9 protein-coding genes are annotated in these 16,715 nt (G+C 45.6%); 2 read left to right on the top strand and 7 right to left on the bottom strand.

From position 1 onward, the window contains the following. Window positions 1-219 precede the first annotated feature (219 nt). Window positions 220-4,209, top strand: coding sequence for a pullulanase-type alpha-1,6-glucosidase (pulA, locus tag R7P72_RS05185; RefSeq protein ID WP_213906956.1), 3,990 nt, complete (start codon window positions 220-222; stop codon window positions 4,207-4,209). Window positions 4,210-4,308: 99 nt separating this feature from the next. Here pulA and R7P72_RS05180 read toward each other — a convergent pair whose 3' ends face one another. From R7P72_RS05180 to R7P72_RS05160, 5 genes are all read right to left on the bottom strand, one after another. Continuing rightward, a complete protein-coding gene (locus R7P72_RS05180; protein ID WP_213906957.1) occupies window positions 4,309-5,925 on the bottom strand; it encodes an endonuclease in 1,617 nt (538 codons plus the stop codon). A gap of 331 nt (window positions 5,926-6,256) precedes the next feature. Then, entirely contained in the window at window positions 6,257-7,870 is a 1,614-nt protein-coding gene (locus R7P72_RS05175; protein WP_213906958.1) for an alpha-amylase family glycosyl hydrolase, read from the bottom strand. 120 nt (window positions 7,871-7,990) lie between these two features. After that, a complete protein-coding gene (locus R7P72_RS05170; RefSeq protein WP_005374788.1) occupies window positions 7,991-8,497 on the bottom strand; it encodes a hypothetical protein in 507 nt (168 codons plus the stop codon). 317 nt (window positions 8,498-8,814) lie between these two features. Further along, window positions 8,815-9,624 (bottom strand): MalM family protein, encoded by an 810-nt coding sequence (locus R7P72_RS05165; protein WP_005374786.1) that lies wholly within the window; start codon window positions 9,622-9,624, stop codon window positions 8,815-8,817. A 100-nt stretch (window positions 9,625-9,724) separates the two neighbouring features. After that, window positions 9,725-10,996, bottom strand: a complete 1,272-nt coding sequence (locus R7P72_RS05160) for a maltoporin (protein ID WP_005374784.1) — start codon at window positions 10,994-10,996, stop codon at window positions 9,725-9,727. Window positions 10,997-11,442: 446 nt separating this feature from the next. Between R7P72_RS05160 and glgX the strand changes: the two genes are divergently transcribed. After that, the gene (gene glgX / locus R7P72_RS05155; protein ID WP_213906959.1) at window positions 11,443-13,434 is read left to right on the top strand and encodes a glycogen debranching protein GlgX; all 1,992 of its coding nucleotides are present in this window, start codon (window positions 11,443-11,445) and stop codon (window positions 13,432-13,434) included. Between the two features lie 78 nt (window positions 13,435-13,512). Here the strand turns inward: glgX and R7P72_RS05150 are convergent, their stop codons facing one another. Together R7P72_RS05150 and R7P72_RS05145 are read right to left on the bottom strand one after the other, a co-directional pair. Next, window positions 13,513-14,883: an L-serine ammonia-lyase gene (locus tag R7P72_RS05150; protein ID WP_005383410.1), complete on the bottom strand. Its 1,371-nt coding sequence runs from the start codon at window positions 14,881-14,883 to the stop codon at window positions 13,513-13,515. An 11-nt stretch (window positions 14,884-14,894) separates the two neighbouring features. Next, a complete protein-coding gene (locus R7P72_RS05145; protein WP_104980220.1) occupies window positions 14,895-16,436 on the bottom strand; it encodes a sodium:solute symporter in 1,542 nt (513 codons plus the stop codon). Window positions 16,437-16,715: the final 279 nt, after the last annotated feature.

Below are 16,715 nucleotides of genomic sequence, written 5' to 3'. Positions count from 1 at the left end.
AATTTGTGAACAAAATCGACTGTGACAGAAAATTTGCATCTGTAAAAAACTTAACAGCCTGCTCTCACATTTTGCTGATGATTCAGTGTATTAGCATCTAATTGAACATTTCCTTTTTTGGCATCTGCCTTTCTAGCGTGTGCAAAACCTTCTTGATGATTGAGTCAGCGAAGGCAGCGCGCAGCTCAATATCAATTCAATAACAATGGATTTGTAAACGTGGACAATAAGACATTTAAATTATCAACAATTGCCAAAACCGTACTGCCTTTGATTTCCGTCGCGGTAATCAGCGGTTGTGGTAGTGATAGCACGAACGAAGATACGACGAACCCTGGCTCAGGCTTGTACCCTGCGGGAGAGAACGAAGTCGTCATTTATTACAAACGTGATGTAGCATCAGCTTCAACAGCAAGCGACTACGAAGGTTGGGGCTTGCACCTATGGAACGGTGAGGGCTGTACCAGCACAGATTTAGACGCAATGGGCATTCCGGGAACAGGAACGGATTGGTCTGCGCCACACCCATTCGATGGCATCAACGACACCTACGGTGCTTACTACGTACTGAAAATAAACCCTGACGCCTCTGACCCACACGAATGCATGAACTTCATTCTGCACAAAGGTGATGAGAAAGCGTTCGGCAGCGCAAACTCAAAAGTAGAGTTGACGAAAATCGGCGAATCGAAAGGTTTGTTTGGCTTCCACGGCAGCAGTGAACTTTACTACGAGCCAATAGAAGAGCGCCCTGTTGATATTGATGGTCAAAAAGCCCATTGGTTAGACGCCAACACCATTGCATGGGAAGCGGCGACCAGTGCGGATTCCATGAAGCTGTTCTACAGCCTTAGCAATGACATCAAAATGGATGAAGACAAGCAAATCTCTGGCGGTACTGCGGTTGAGCTGACAAAAGCTGGTGAGTTATCTGATGGACTAAAATCACGCTTCCGTCACCTTGCTAGCCTTCAAGCTGCGGGTATCGATGTCGATGACGCGACCTTGCGTACGATCCTGAAGTCACAAATCGTTATGGTGGCTTACAACGCAAATGGTGACGTCATTTCTGCAACTGAAGTGCAAAAACCGGGCGTTTTGGATGCGGTGTTTGCCGATTCCAAGGCAGGTAACGCGATCGGTCAAGAACTCGGTGCGATTGTGGAAGGCGGTGCCGCAACCTTCAAACTATGGGCACCAACTGCCCAAGATGTTGCTCTGATAATCTACGATGAAAACTTAGCAGAAGAAGCGACCGTTGCCATGACGGAAGACCCAGCAACAGGTATCTGGGTTTCTGAGGCACAAAGCAACGTTGTCAACAAATACTATCGCTACCAAGTTAAGGTATACCACCCAACAACTGGCGTCGTTGAAACGCGTTTGGTAACAGACCCATATTCAATGAGCTTGTCTAAGAACTCACGATACTCGCAAGTGGTTGATTTAGATGATCCAAGCTTAATGCCTCAAGATTGGAAAAACTACGCACGCCCAACGGTTAAAAAAGACGAAGACCACGTCCTTTACGAGTCACACATTCGTGATTTCAGCTTTAACGACAGCAAAGGCACACCAAGTCTTGATGGCAAATATCTGGCGCTTACAGAACCTGAGCGTGAGTCTGTATCTCACTTACAAGCTCTAAAAGATGCTGGCCTAACAACGCTACATATCCTGCCTGCGTTTGATATTGCAACCGTGGATGAAGACGCTGACCAGCGAGTCGATATCACCGACACCGTGGGTAAACTTTGTGGCATCAAGCCAGAAGCCTCCATTTGTGAGACCGAGGATGACGGCAAAGTGATTGAAGAGGTATTAAATAGCTACGACCCAACAACGGGCAAAGCACAAGCGTTGATGAACGATCTTCGCATGCTAGACAGCTTCAACTGGGGTTATGACCCTTACCACTACACCGTGCCAGAAGGCAGCTATGCGACCGATCCTAACGGGTCTAAGCGTATTCTTGAGTTCCGCGAAATGGTTCAAGCGACGCATAAAATGGATCTGAAACTGGTCATGGACGTCGTGTACAACCACACAAATGCATCTGGTGTGAACGAAAAATCAGTACTGGATAAGATTGTCCCTGGGTACTACCACCGCCTAAACGTCAACACTGGCGGCGTCGAAAACTCAACCTGTTGTGATAACACCGCAACCGAGAACTTGATGATGGGTAAACTAATGGTTGACTCATTGATGGTATGGGCGGATGACTATAAAGTCGATGGTTTCCGTTTTGACCTTATGGGCCACCAGCCGAAAGATGTGATGGTTTACGCACTTGAAAAAGTCCGTGAAATTGACCCGAATACCTTGTTCTACGGCGAAGGTTGGGACTTCGGTGAAGTCGCGCAAAACGCTCGCTTCGATCAGGCGACACAAGTCAACATGGCAGGGACAGAAATCGGTACTTTCTCTGATCGTCTGCGTGACGCAGTTCGTGGCGGAAGCCCGTTTGATGGCGGTGTAGATTCTGAAGGTAAGCACCCACTTCGCTTTAACCAAGGCTTTGGTAATGCCGCTTACCCTAACGAAGAAACCAAAACTGACGCAGAAGCGGTGAATGGTCGTTTACACAACCAAGATCTGGTTCGTCTAGGTATGGCTGGTAACTTGGCTGACTACATCCTTCTTGATTACAAAGGCGAAACCAAACTGGGTAAGAACGTTGATTACAATGGTGCGCCTGCAGGCTACACAAAAGTGCCATCAGAGAACATCTCTTACGTGTCTAAGCACGACAACCAAACATTGTGGGATAACAACGCCTACAAGATTGCGACAGGCACTTCATCTGCCGAGCGTGCACGTATGCAGTCTGTGTCCCTATCAACGGTGATGCTTGGTCAAGGCATTCCATTCATCCACATGGGTTCTGAGCTATTGCGCTCTAAATCCATGCAGCGCGACTCGTACGATTCTGGTGACTGGTTCAACCGTGTATTCTTCGACGGAAGCGACAATAACTGGAACGTTGGTCTACCACGTGAAGACAAAGACGGTGCAAACTGGGAGCTGATCAAAACCATCGTTGGTGACAGCACGGCGAAACCAGATTCAACCGACATCGAGCTGACTAAGCAACAATTCCTAGAGCTACTAAAAATCCGTAGCACAAGCGAACTGTTCCGCCTAGATACCGCGCAAGAAGTGATGAACCGTGTGGACTTCCGCAACGTAGGGAAAGACCAAGTGGAAGGCTTGATTGTGATGTCTATCGACGATGGTACATCAGCAGGTGCCGATTTAGATTCGAACTACGATGCTGTCGTGGCCGTTGTGAACTCAACATCAACTGAGAAATCTTTCAAGGTTGCTGGCGCAACTGGTTTCGAGTTACATGAAGTTCAACAAAACTCTGCGGATGACATCGTGAAAGGTGCAAGCTTCACCAATGAAACGTTCACAGTACCAGCACTGACAACAGCGGTATTCGTGCAGCCACAAAACGGCGCACAAGGTGCTGGCCTACCAGTAAACACGGATAACAAAGACGTATCGAGCATTCCTCCTTACGGCGAAACCGTTGTTTACGTGAAAGGCACGATGAACGAGTGGTCTGATAGCAGTGATTGGGCGATGACCTTTATTGGCAACGGTATGTACTCTGTAACTGGCGTTCTTGAAGCTGGTGAACACGAGTTCAAATTCGCGGACTCTGGTTGGGCAAATCCAAACATCGGTTGTGATATTGCGAATATAGCTTCTGGTTCACTAGACTTAGGTTCAGAAGGTAACTGTAAGCTGTCTGTTGCTGAAACAGGTAAGTACAACTTCACTCTGAACGCGCTGCATGTTCAAGATGAAAGCGTAGAAAAACCGGTCGTGTCAGTGACCAAATCAGCAGATGCACCAACATTCGGTGAAACAGCACTTTACTTACGTGGCACTATCACTACATGGGATGCTCCAGCACAAGACTCAACAGCGAAGTTCAGCTATGTTGCAAATGACGTTTATTCGCTAGACATTGACCTAGCGGCGGGCAACTACGAAATGAAAGTTGCGAGCGCAGACTGGGCAGCAGACACCAACTTCGGTGGCGAAGGCAGTGTTGAGCTTGGTAAAGCGCTAACGATGGAAGTCGGTGGCGGTAGTGCAAACCTGAAAATTGCGATTGCAGAAGCAGGAAATTACAACTTCCACTTCAACGCGGCTGACAAGTCGGCGCCAATCGTGACGGTAACGAAAAACTAGTTTCATTTAAAAACATCCGTAATGAAAAAGGGGAAGCATCACGCTTCCCCTTTGTTTTGTTGGCGTCACTAAATGGTGGATACCAAAATCAAAAAGGTGTTAGTTTCCCCAAATCTGTTCAACAAACTCAGGATGATCAATGAATGGATTACGATTGCCCTGAAAATCAAACACTTGTTGATTGCGGTTTCGTTCTTTTTCACTAACGGGATCATTTTTGTGCCAACGTTTCAGCATGTTTAACATCCAAGGTTCAAAAACCGTTGAACTTGAACCATCAAGGACAGCATCCGCATTGCTTGAATTGCCTTCCCAGTTACCTACAACATTTTCATAGCGGGTTGCCATGTAGAAATAAGCACGGGCGAAGTCGCCCTTAAACTCATCAATCGGCTCAAACACCGTACCGGAGTAGCCCAGACTAGTGCTTGCTTGTCCAAGTTTAGAGCCATTACTAGACACGTAGGTCGCGGTGCCCACTTCACCAAATGGCCAATTACTGCGCTTCGCGTTTACATAACCATCGGTTGCAAACAAGTGATGACCGTCTGAGTTCATCGGCTCAACCTTACCGCCAAACCAGCTTTTCGGGAAAGAGTGCTCACGGTTGTAGCAATCCCCTTCCGTTTTGTATTGGCCACATTGGTCTGTGACTTTGGTAAAGCTTACTGTATCGCTACCAGATGGCTTTTCAGAATACATATCGAGAATAGAGCCATCATTTTCGTAATAACGATCAATATCGGCATCTTTTACCAAGGTCCAGACCGCAGAATAGCCTCGGCTGGAGTGATTATTGATAATGTTAAACAACGCTGTTTTTAGAGCGTATCCCGTCTTACCAGATGCCGCTTGATAGTAACCATCAACCACTGGTGGGGTCGTCGTTGTGTCACCTAAGTTAAAATCGGTGGTTTCACTTTTCGAGAATTCAGCGCCAGAAGCAAGAGTCTTATCTCCCTCAGTCAGCGTGTACGACCCCGCGCCACTGCCACAACAAATGCCATCACCATATTCGTCTTGAATCGTGAATTGGTAGTTACCGTCAGCTAAGCACATGCTCTTTTCAATGGTGATTGCTGACTCATATCCCTGACCAGAAAACAGTACTTCAGCTTGGTTGTTTTTTAACGTCCAGCTAGTTTCTGAACCATAATTATCGGTTGTGAGAGTCAAGACCACTTGGTGATCACTACAACTTTCTACAGGAGGTTGTGTACTCGTCTCAGTCGGTTGAAAATTATCGACGTAGACAACTTCTGAGCCATCAAAACTGGCTTCATCGTAAAAACGCAAACCGACGTTGATGGTCTTGTTCGAGCTCGCTGTGTAGTTGTGCGCGAGCTCTTGCCACTGGTTTATCTGTTGTGGGTTCGAGTAATTGTGATAACCATCAACCACCAGACGTGCTTTTACATTTCCTTCGGTATGATAAACCGAGACAGAAAACGGATAGGTTTTCCCTTGCTCCACATTAATGGTTTGCAAAAAGTCGGTGTTGCTTTGGGTACCTGTATTCACGACGACCTGGGCAGCCAGACCACCCGATTTGATTTGCTCGCTGCTTGGCGACACTGTAATGCCCGCGTCAATCTCTGACCACTGCGTAGGTACATTGCCATTCCACTGTTCAAAGTCACCGTTGATAATTTGGCTATATGCAAACGGAGAGCTAACAGCAGCAAGGAGACAGAGGGAGTTCGTTATGGATTTCATTATACTTTTCCATTAGTTATATAAATCCCAAACACGATAAACATATTAGTGGGGCATAAGTAATCCTTTAGTCACATTTTTACGTTGCACAAGTGTTAATTTACTTTTTAATGTGCAGCTTATCTCACAAATATTCACCTGCTGAAAACAAACGCCAATACAAAAAGCGAAGCAACTTGTTGGCTACATCGTCGTAAAACCATTAAGGGAAAAGTAAAACAGACAGAAAAAAGCCAAGTGTGCGCCTATGGGGGTCAGCAACAACACTTGGCTTGTTTATAAGAAAGCTTGTGGTCAGCTCAACTGGTGAGCATCAATTCTGGATAATTCCTTAAGGTTTTACCGCAAAGAATCGTCCTTGTAGTGGCGACATCAGAATCTGATATTGACCATTACTCGGAGTAATTTTTTCATTCGTGAGCAAATCCACCAACTCACCAGTACCAACACTCTCCTGAGTAAGAGTGACGCTTCTAGCGCTCTCTAAGGTATTTAGCGCAAACAAGACTTTGTCCGAACCAGATTGTTTCAAGTCCACATAACTGCCGTTACTCGCAACTAAATTCGTGCGTGACCCTTGATAAAGTGCAGGATGCGCATCGCGCATTGTCATCAGCGATGTCACATAAGATTTGAGATCGGCTTGGTTTGCATCAAGCGTCGCCGTCACGCCTTCAATTTTCGCACTACTGCGCGCAACGTGATCATCGCACAAACCTTGAATGGCGCAGGTGCTGTTGTCTTCTTTTGCGGCAAAACCATCCACTTGATCCCCGATTTCATCACCGTAGTACAACGTGATTGGCCCGGTGTACGCCGCTTGGAAAGCAAACGCGGCTTTATGGCGTAACCAATATTCTGCATCATTCACATCCGCCAAGTTTCCGCGCTGTAACAAGTCACCAAAGCGCACTAAATCATGGTTGCCGATCATCAAATTCGGCTGCGCATGTGTTGGATATTGGTTGTGTGTGCTGTAGCCGTTGTCTAACCAATCCGCACCGCGACCACCCACGCCGCTCTCATTCACGGCCAAAGTTTCAACGATGCGATATCGCATAGGGAAGTCAAACGCAGAGCACAATGCTGGATCGCTGTTCGATCCATACGCCTCATTCGCGATTTCAGACTCCCCTTTCCAAATCTCTGCCACCATATAGCCCAACGGATTCACTTGTTCGCCTTTGCTATTGGTGTACGTCACACTTTGTGAGGCTTCATCGACGGCTTTACGAAGTTGTGTCCAAGCGTCTGTCGGAACTTGATAGGCTTGATCTAAACGCCAGCCGTCAATCTTCAGTTCTTTGATCCAATACGTTGCCACTTCTTTGTAGAAATCGAGACTGGCTGGGTAATCAACGGGGTTGCTCGATCCCGATGGCAACAAACCGGAGGGAGATGGTTTGATCAAACCATTCTTATGGTGGCCAAATACGCCATCAAAAAACACGTACAAACCGCGTTTGTGTGCTTCATCGACCAAGGTTCTCGCCGTTTCTAAATCACCAAAACGTGGATCAATGGTGAAGTAATCCGTTGCAAAGTAGCCCGTGGCATCCAGACGATCGGCCCAGTGTTCTTGGCCCGCTATCGCTTCCGATTCAAAAACTGGCGTCAACCAAATCGCGTTCATCCCTAAATCTTGGATGTAATCGAGTGAATCAATCACTCCTTGCAAATCGCCGTTATGATGGCTGGTGCCATAACCTGTACCGTGACCAATGCTCGCATCACCATCCACAAAACTCTCTACCATGATTTGATAAGTACGAAGTTGGTTACTTTGCGCCATGACATTGGCTTGGCAAGCATAACTGGTATCCGGTAGCGGAGTGCTACTATTAGTGTCGCCACCACCAGAAGAATTACACGCAGATAAAGCACCAATCACACTTAACGCAAGCAACGATCGAGACAGGCGATGGTTACGTAGGATATTACGCATTTTATTCTCCCTAACTTACTCAAATAAACTACGGAAATTTGAGTAATAAAATTAACCCCGACATGTGTTTCATGCAGGGGTTAATAAATAAAAATAGATTTTAAATAACTGAATGGAATATTATTGGCACTTATTTACCATGACATGAACAGGTTTGCCTTTTCCTTCAAACTGAAGACTCCATACATATTTACCATCTTCTTTAATATCAACCGAAGTATCCGTACCGTAACCACCAAATGTTAATGGTGTTAATTCACCAACGTTCATTCTATTACCTTTTGCGGTAAATTGTGGGAACCACAACTCGGTCGCGTACTGCATTTTGTAGGAGCCTACTTTTTCTTGAACCACGGCTTGGTAGAAATTATTCCCTTTGTAGGTGTATTGACGCTGAGGCACGTGTTTCCAATCGGAATCCGCAAAAGTACCCACCACAAATAGTGGTTTAGAAATAGGTCCTTTCGCTGTGCTATCTGGGTTGTCACACGCTTTCATGAAAGCAACCACTTCGTCTTGAGACATATTAACAACAGGCTCTGCGGCCGCTTCTGGTTCTGCAGTCGATTGACAACCCACTAAGGCAACAAGTAGAGCAGCAGCAAGAGAGGTCTTCATCATGTTCATTTCACGTAATTCCTTTTTAGTATATCCAAAGCAAAATAAACTCAACGGTTAAAAGAAATATTAATCGTTATTAAAATGGAAATATCAAACGCCAAATAAATATCGTCAGATTGTGAATTTAAATCACTTCGAGAAGTTTGTTTATTTCCTAAGTACAAAAAATAAATTAGGAACTGCCATTAATTATTGATCCAACCTATATAAAAAACAAAGTAATAAAAATAATTATGTGAATAAGGTAACTCTATGTAGGGGTATTTTTATTAGTTTATTTTCTATGAAAAAGGTCAGCATTTCGCTGACCTTTTTTTATCTGATTATTTTCTATTTACGGCTTTCACAAACACTTGTTGTGCACCTTCAATACCTAGCTCTTTTGCTTCATCAAGCAAAGTGAGCGCTTTCGGAATATCATTCGCTGCGACTGCCGCTTCAATTGAGCTGTAGTAGTAGCTAGTAAGGTCCGTACCTTGGGGAATGTTGTCGTTTTTCGCAACAATCTTAGTATTCACAATATCATTCGCGGATACCGAAAAGCGGAACTGACCAAGTGGGCTATGTTTCGCTAGAGGGTCTGCAATATCTGGCGGCTGAGTGTGGCGCGCCATGGCGAAGGCTTTTGCAGGGTGTAAAACTTGTGTACTTCCTTTTAGATCGGCGGAAGTCGTGTAAACCAACACATGCAGATCGTTACCTGTCATGTCTGGAATCACATTGAGATCAAGTACGAATTTATCATTGTCCAACAGTTTTGCTGGTTCGTACTTAAACTTTGAAAAATCTGCTTGGTAAATGGTTTCTCCTGCCGAGTTCATCACTGCGACATTAGGAGCATAAAATTGAAGTTCTTTACTTACGAATGTCTCTAATTTGATATCGAGACTGCCACGGTTACCTGGAAGAGCAAACGCTGCAATAGCGCCAGCACTGTTACCATCCAACAACATTTGGCTTTTATCAGTCAAAGCGAATTCAGTAACCACAGGCACGTTAAGCGGTACCCATTGAATATCACCCGATTGCGTGATCACTTGTTGCTGACCTTTTGGACTCATCTCTACTTGTTCTACAGACGCACAACCAGTAGCCAACATGCCCAGCAGTACGGGAGCAAGCCATTTTTTCATTACTGTCTACCTCGACTCTTTATTGTTTTTTAAATAAATACAGCCAGATAAGTTCTGGCTGTATCATTCTAGGACAATTTAGGACTTAGTGGTTAGATGATTACCACCAAGCTTCAGCTTGTACACCGAACTGGAACGTATCGTCTGAACGACCGTTGTCAAATGTGTTTGAGTTGTCTTCTTTGTCAGCCGTTAGGTAAGAAGCGTAAACACGGATTTCAGGACGAGCCCAGAAGCTAGAGCCAGCAGACCATGCTTGAGCAACAGTTAGCTTACCGTATTTGTTTTCTTCGCCGTCGTTATCGTCGATAGCGTAACCAGCTTCGAAGATAGTTTTGTGGTTGTCATCCCATTTGTACATTGGACGAACAACAACAGACATTGTTTCCCACTTGTCTTGGCCAGCCCACATGTCTTCACCAACACCGTACACTAACTGGTGACCCATTTCCCAGCTGTCGCCCATGCCGATTACACCCCAGTTGATTAGGCGGTAACCAGATGCACCGTTGTCAGCTTCTGCGCCGTACCAGCTACCGTCGCCGTAGAATGCCATTGTTTTAGAGTAACCTTCAGTACCGTACTGAAGCACTGTTTTGTTGAAACCAGCGTCTAGACCTTGAGTCAATTCTGCTGTGAACATTACGCCGTTTTTCGCATCTTTAGTGCCGTTTGGCGCAGCGTCAGTTTCGTTAAGAATTGCGTAGTTCAAGCCCATTTCTAGAGAGCCGTTGTCCCATAGAGGAAGACCTGCGTAACGTACGTCTAGAGTGTTTACGTTTGTTGCGCCACCATCGTTGCCTGGGTCTGCGATATCGCCGCGGTCGTTACGAACCCAAGCGAAAGAAACTTTACCAGGACCAGCTTCGATACCTTCAACACCAGCGCCCGCGCCAGAGATGTTCCAGTAGTAGAAGTCAGAGATATGAATGTCGTGACGTTGGTAGTAGCGTTTACCTGCCCAAAGCGTTGCTTCAGGAGCAAAGTTTAGTAGGCCTTTAGCTTGAACGTTGAACTGACGTAGTGCGAATTGTGCATCGTCTACACATTTCACTTCGCCGTTATCCAAACCACAGTTAGCAGAAGTGCTTTCCCAGTCGTTTGAACCGTTAGAAGTCATTGCAACCATAGAGTCTACGTAGAACGTTTTGCCGTTGTTGTTGTAAACTTCTTTACCTAGTTGAATCTCGCCGTAGATATCGCTTTCATTACCTAGACGACCGATCTTGTTCTTTTCGAATGTTAATTGTTGACCACCGTCAGCGTTCACGCCAACGCCAGCACGCATGTAACCGTGGAAATCCACTGCGAATGCAGAACCAGCAGCTAAAGTTGCAGCTACAGCAGCAGCAATTGCACTTACTTTTTTCATTCTTAACTCCATTAAGGGTATTTATAATTCTGTCTTCCCTGCTCACTCTTTTAGGTGAATATAGGCAGTAAAAACACACCTAAAGAAAGAGAGGTAAGATGGGAACGAATCCCCGTTTGTTTCAACAGTTGTGAGATTACCCGAGGCGTACAAGGATGACTTCCTCCGCCCTAAACTAATTTAAGGGGGATGAGAAGGGAGTAGAAAATTTACCGAATGGTGTTTTTTCGAGTCAGATCACCAATCTAGGGAGGAATTAGTAAGTTTGTTCGGTTTTGAGCCGCTACAAAGTGATAGCCATTTCATATTTTTGACTCTAAGCCGTCACATAAAGTAATTAAATTACACGAATATTTTTATATTTAGGGTGGTTGACCTTAGTAAGACAAAGTTTTTAACTTATAGTTTCCTAAAGGTAACAATAAATATTAAATAAAGTATCTCCGATGACACGACTTCTCTCTCGCCCCTACCCCCTGGGTGCAACATTAAATAAAGAAGGCTGTAACTTCTCTATTCATGCTCCGGGCGTAAAAGACATTCAACTGGCATTGTTTGCAGACGATGGCAGCTACGAGCTTCGCGGTTTACCGAATGAATACGCTGGCATACGTCATACTTTTATTCCAGATATTAAGCCGGGGCAAAAATACGGTTATCTTGTCTCCCACAAGGACGAGCCACTGTTAATTTCTGATCCGTACGCAAAATCAATAGATAAAGCCCTCCACTATCACCCTCCCTACTCTCCAGCCAAAAGTTTCGATATGCCGAAGTGCGTCGTTATCGAAGATGATTTTGACTGGCAAAACACGGATCACCCGCGTATACCCAGAGAAGAGATGGTGTTGTTTGAGACGCACGTCAAAGGTCTTACCCAACGCCACCCAGAGGTTGAAGACAAGCTGAAGGGGCGCTACTTAGGTCTTGCATCACCTGAAATGCTGGCCTTTTACAAACAGCAAAACATCAACACGCTGCAATTGCTACCTGTCGCAGCATGCATGCATGAGCCTCACCTACTAGAGATGGAAAAGGTCAATTATTGGGGATACAACCCTTATCTCTTTATGGTGCCCGATCCGCGCTACGCAGAACAAGACGCCGTTACGGAATTAAAAACAACAATTCGCGAATTGCATAAAAACGGTATCGAAGTGATTCTCGACGTGGTTTACAACCACACTGCTGAAGGTGGTGAAGGGCCTACAATCTTCAACCTGAAGGCCCTCGATTCCTGTTTTTACATCAAACATGGCAACCACTTCGCCAATTACACTGGCTGCGGAAATACAGTCGATCTCACCTACCAACCAGCGTTAAACCTTGTGATGGATACATTGCGCTACTGGGTTAGCGAATTTAAAGTCGATGGCTTCCGTTTTGACTTGGCTGCAACGTTAGGTCGACAGGGCGATGATTACAACCCAGAAGCAGCTTTCTTTAAAGCCGTTGCGCAAGACCCAATTTTGCGTGAAACCAAATTGATTGCCGAGCCTTGGGATATTGGTCCAAATGGCTACCAAGTGGGTAACTTTCCATTTGGTTGGAACGAATGTAATGACAAACTGCGTGATATTTCCCGCAGTTTTTGGCGCGGTGATCAAGGCTATTTAAAAGAGTTTGCCACTCGATTAATGGGCTCTCGTGACATTTATAGTGCAGCGAACTGGCCATACAAACTCACCGTAAATTACATCACGTATCACGATGGCTTCACACTGCAAGATTTAGTGTCTTACAAGCACAAACATAACGAAGCCAATGGCGAAGAAAATCGCGACGGTCACGGTGACAATCGTTCAGAAAACTACGGTGTTGAGGGCGAGACAGAAAATCTGATGATCATCGCCACGCGTGAGAAGCAAAAACGCAACCTTATTGCTAGCTTGCTGTTTGCCTTCGGTATCCCACACATTCTCACTGCTGACGTGTTGTCTCACACCCAAGGTGGTAACAATAATGCCTATTGCCAAGACAACGAAACCAGTTGGCTGAACTGGGAAGAGACAGAACGTAAGCAACATTTCAAAGCATGGATGTCACAAATGGTCGCCAACCGAAATCAATACATGGTGCCATTTATCCGAGCTTTCAGTGGCGAAAACCGCAATAACAACCGTATTTTCTGGCGCCGTACAGACGGTCGCTTAATGGAGCACGATGATTGGAACCGTTTAAGCTCTGTCGCACTTCACCTTGGTATCGGTAAAGAAGGGCAAGAGCTGGTTTACCTCATCAACCAAACTAACGCCACAGCGCGCTTTAAGCTCCCCAATGAGCGAAAGCAAGAATGGGTGACGATCTGTGATACAAACGTACGTAACCTCAACCCAGGACATGCTGAAGGCGAAGTCTTGCTGTCACCCACCTCGATGGTGATTTTGCACTATCAACCAATCCAAAGCACACCAAAAGGTGAGCAAACGCGTAGCTAAGTTATAAACGCTCCAAAAAAGGAAAGCCGATGCATCTCAGTGCTTCGGCTTTTTTGTTGGTTAGATGTGCCTAACTCATTATTCGCAAGGCGGCGCTAGGTGAATCAAAGCTAACCCACCCAGTGACGTCTCGCGGTATTTCTTGTTCATGTCCTTGCCCGTTTGATACATGGTTTCAATCACCTTATCCAACGAGATCAAACATTTACTATTACGTTTTAATGCCATGCGAGAAGCATTGATCGCTTTCATTGCACCCATTGCATTACGCTCAATACACGGTACTTGCACTAAGCCACCAATCGGGTCACAAGTCATGCCTAGTGAGTGCTCCATGGCAATCTCAGCCGCAATACAAATTTGCTCATTGCTGCCACCACGCAGCGCGGTCAAGCCAGCTGCCGCCATGGAAGAAGACACGCCAACTTCGCCCTGACAACCCACTTCGGCACCCGAGATAGACGCATTGGTTTTGTACAAGATGCCAATCGCACCGGATACAGCAAGGAAGTCTTTAAGCTGTTTAGTATCAAGCTCTTTGATGAAGCGATGGTAGTACATCAATACTGCCGGAATCACACCCGCCGCACCATTGGTTGGTGACGTTACGACTTGTCCACCAGCCGCGTTTTCTTCACTCACAGCAAAAGCAAACAGGTTAATCCAATCCATGATTTCCATTGGATCGTTTTCAATCGCTGCATTTGCTTCAAGCTTCTTCAGCAAGTTAGGCGCACGGCGGGTCACATTCAAGCCGCCATCCAAGATACCTTCAGTTTCGAAACCGCGCTCCATGCAACGCGTCATCACACGCCAGATCTGTTCTGCGCGTTGATTAATGGCTTCCATATCCTGAAACGCTTGTTCGTTTTTCAGAATCATGCCGCCGAGGCTCATGCCGTTCTTCTCTGCCTGTGCCAACATTTCGTCCGCGCTGGAGAATGGGAACTCAACTTCTACGGGTGCAGTCGCACTGCCATTTTGCAATTCATCCGCCGTTGCGATGAAACCACCACCGATAGAGTAGTAAGTTTCAAACCCAACCTGATTGCCGTGCGCATCTAACGCAGTAATCGTCATGCCATTCTCATGCAGAGGAAGGTTCTCTTCATGGAACAACATGTCCGTTTTGTAGTTGAATTCGATTTCATGACGGCCATCGACAGACATCATGCCCTCTTCAATCGCCTTGCGCATCGCTTTGTTCGCAGAAGCGATTTTGATGGTATCTGGTTTGTTACCCAACAGACCCAAAATCGTTGCACGGTCAGTATGGTGACCAATCCCCGTTAACGAGAGTGAGCCGTATAAATCGACTTGAATACGAACCACTTTTGCCAAGTTCGATTCAATCAAACGAGTGAAGTGGTAACCCGCGATCATTGGACCATTGGTGTGAGAGCTAGAAGGGCCCACACCAATCTTGTAAATATCAAAGATGGACAGCATAAACTTACCTATTACGACAATGCAGCATAAAGCCAATCAGGGAGAACCATACAAGCAGCGATGGTCGCCACAGCGAACACCAACAGCCCGTAATGGCTTGCGGTTGGCTTTGCAAAAAGATGTTTTTGATTATTGATAAAGATTTGTTGCTCGGCAGTCACAGCGCCCCAACGACGGCTCACTAACACACCAAACAAGAGGAAGACGAACGTACCAATTGGCGCGAACCACGGCCAAGCCACGTCGAGATACATCGCAGTAAACACCGCAATCACACTCATGATACTGCCAACGATCACGCCTTTCTCATTGGCTTTCGCCCAGAATAAACCAAGCACGAATGAACCCAGACGGATACCAACAAAGATAGAAGTCAGACTAGCGATGGTTTTGAGTACCGATTCATTCGATACAGCCAGAAGAGCTGGCACTACCACCATAGCCGCAGCGAGCAAACTCATCTTTCTTGCGACTTTTTCGTAGTGCTCATCATCGGCACTTTTGCGAACGAAACGCTTGTAGATATCGAACGTTGCGACGGTCGCCATTGAGTTGTAGGTCGAGTCCAGCGTCGACATTGCGGCCGCCGCCAATGCGGAAATGATCAAACCAACCACAATAGGGTTAGTGTGGTTGAATACAAAATCCAAAATCACTTCATTGCTGTTTTCAAACGATTGCTCTTGATAGAAAACACTCAAAAGAACACCGAGTACCGCGAAGAACAAGTACACGAAAAACGCACCGTAACCACACAACAGCATCGACTTCTGCGCCGTCTTTTCACATCTCGTCGCTAACGTGCGTTGGATGATCAATTGGTTGGTGCCGTACACACTCAAATGCAAAAAGCTCACGGCAACCACGCCAGCCCAGAGTGTGGTATCCACGCCCAAATCAAAGTCTAAGTTGATGATATTCAGGTGATCACGAGAAAGGTAATCTGCCGCATTAATCTCTGTCATTAGAATGGCAAAGATAGCGATGCTGCCTGCTACCAATACTGCAGATTGCAACATATCGGTCCAGATAACCGTGGAAATTCCGCCCGCATAGGTATAGCAAGCGGTGAAAATACTGATGTAGATAATGGCTTCAGAAATACTGATAGGCAGAACTTGCACTAAGATCAGCGCCACGGCATACAAAATCACACCCGCAGAGATACATTGAACCACAATGAACACAATCGAGTTGATGGTTCTTGCATACACCCCAAAGCGGTGCTCAAGGTATTCATAAATCGAAGTCAAGCCCAGCTTATAGAAGACAGGCACAAAGAAAATGACGGTGAAAAAGATAACGATGGGATAGTTAAGGTGAATACTCATCGCTTCCATGCCAGAGCTATAAACCCAACCAGGCATCCCTACAAACGTCATCGCACTAATGTAAGTCGCAAGTATCGAAACACCCGCCGTAAACCAGCCAAATTGCTTTCCACCCGTAGAAAAGTCGCCACCATTGCTGTAGCGCTTATTCACTAAATAGCTGATTAATATGGTGATTAACACGTATAACGCAATCACCACAAAACTTGAGTACGTAACCATTTCAGGGTTTCCATAATTCTGGGTGCTAATTATTTGTGCTTGGATATTACTTTAAAAAAGCATATCTAAACGATAATCCCGCCATAACTGTGACTATAATCACCAATATAGACGGTTATATATTCAAAAATGCCAAAAAGACCGATTTAATGAGACTCCCATCACTAAAAACCACTAATTGGGTACGCATTCATTTTAAAATTGATATTGATCACGGATCTAATGACCTTAAAAAAACTATGATTCACCACGACACGAAATCGAAGATGATCCCAATAA

The sequence above is a fragment of the Vibrio sp. Vb0888 genome (genome assembly GCF_033338835.1).
Classification (GTDB): Bacteria; Pseudomonadota; Gammaproteobacteria; order Enterobacterales; family Vibrionaceae; genus Vibrio; species Vibrio alginolyticus.
The sequence above is the reverse complement of the archived record's forward strand: the minus strand, read 5'-3'. Positions and strand labels throughout refer to the sequence as shown.

Bases quoted from the DNA above. Each gene is read 5' to 3' on its own strand.
- R7P72_RS05180 (WP_213906957.1), bottom strand. From the start codon at position 5,925: ATGAAATCCATAACGAACTCCCTCTGTCTCCTTGCTGCTGTTAGCTCT.
- R7P72_RS05175 (WP_213906958.1), bottom strand. From the start codon at position 7,870: ATGCGTAATATCCTACGTAACCATCGCCTGTCTCGATCGTTGCTTGCG.
- R7P72_RS05170 (WP_005374788.1), bottom strand. From the start codon at position 8,497: ATGAACATGATGAAGACCTCTCTTGCTGCTGCTCTACTTGTTGCCTTA.
- R7P72_RS05165 (WP_005374786.1), bottom strand. From the start codon at position 9,624: ATGAAAAAATGGCTTGCTCCCGTACTGCTGGGCATGTTGGCTACTGGT.
- R7P72_RS05160 (WP_005374784.1), bottom strand. From the start codon at position 10,996: ATGAAAAAAGTAAGTGCAATTGCTGCTGCTGTAGCTGCAACTTTAGCT.
- glgX (WP_213906959.1), top strand. From the start codon at position 11,443: ATGACACGACTTCTCTCTCGCCCCTACCCCCTGGGTGCAACATTAAAT.
- R7P72_RS05150 (WP_005383410.1), bottom strand. From the start codon at position 14,883: ATGCTGTCCATCTTTGATATTTACAAGATTGGTGTGGGCCCTTCTAGC.
- R7P72_RS05145 (WP_104980220.1), bottom strand. From the start codon at position 16,436: ATGGTTACGTACTCAAGTTTTGTGGTGATTGCGTTATACGTGTTAATC.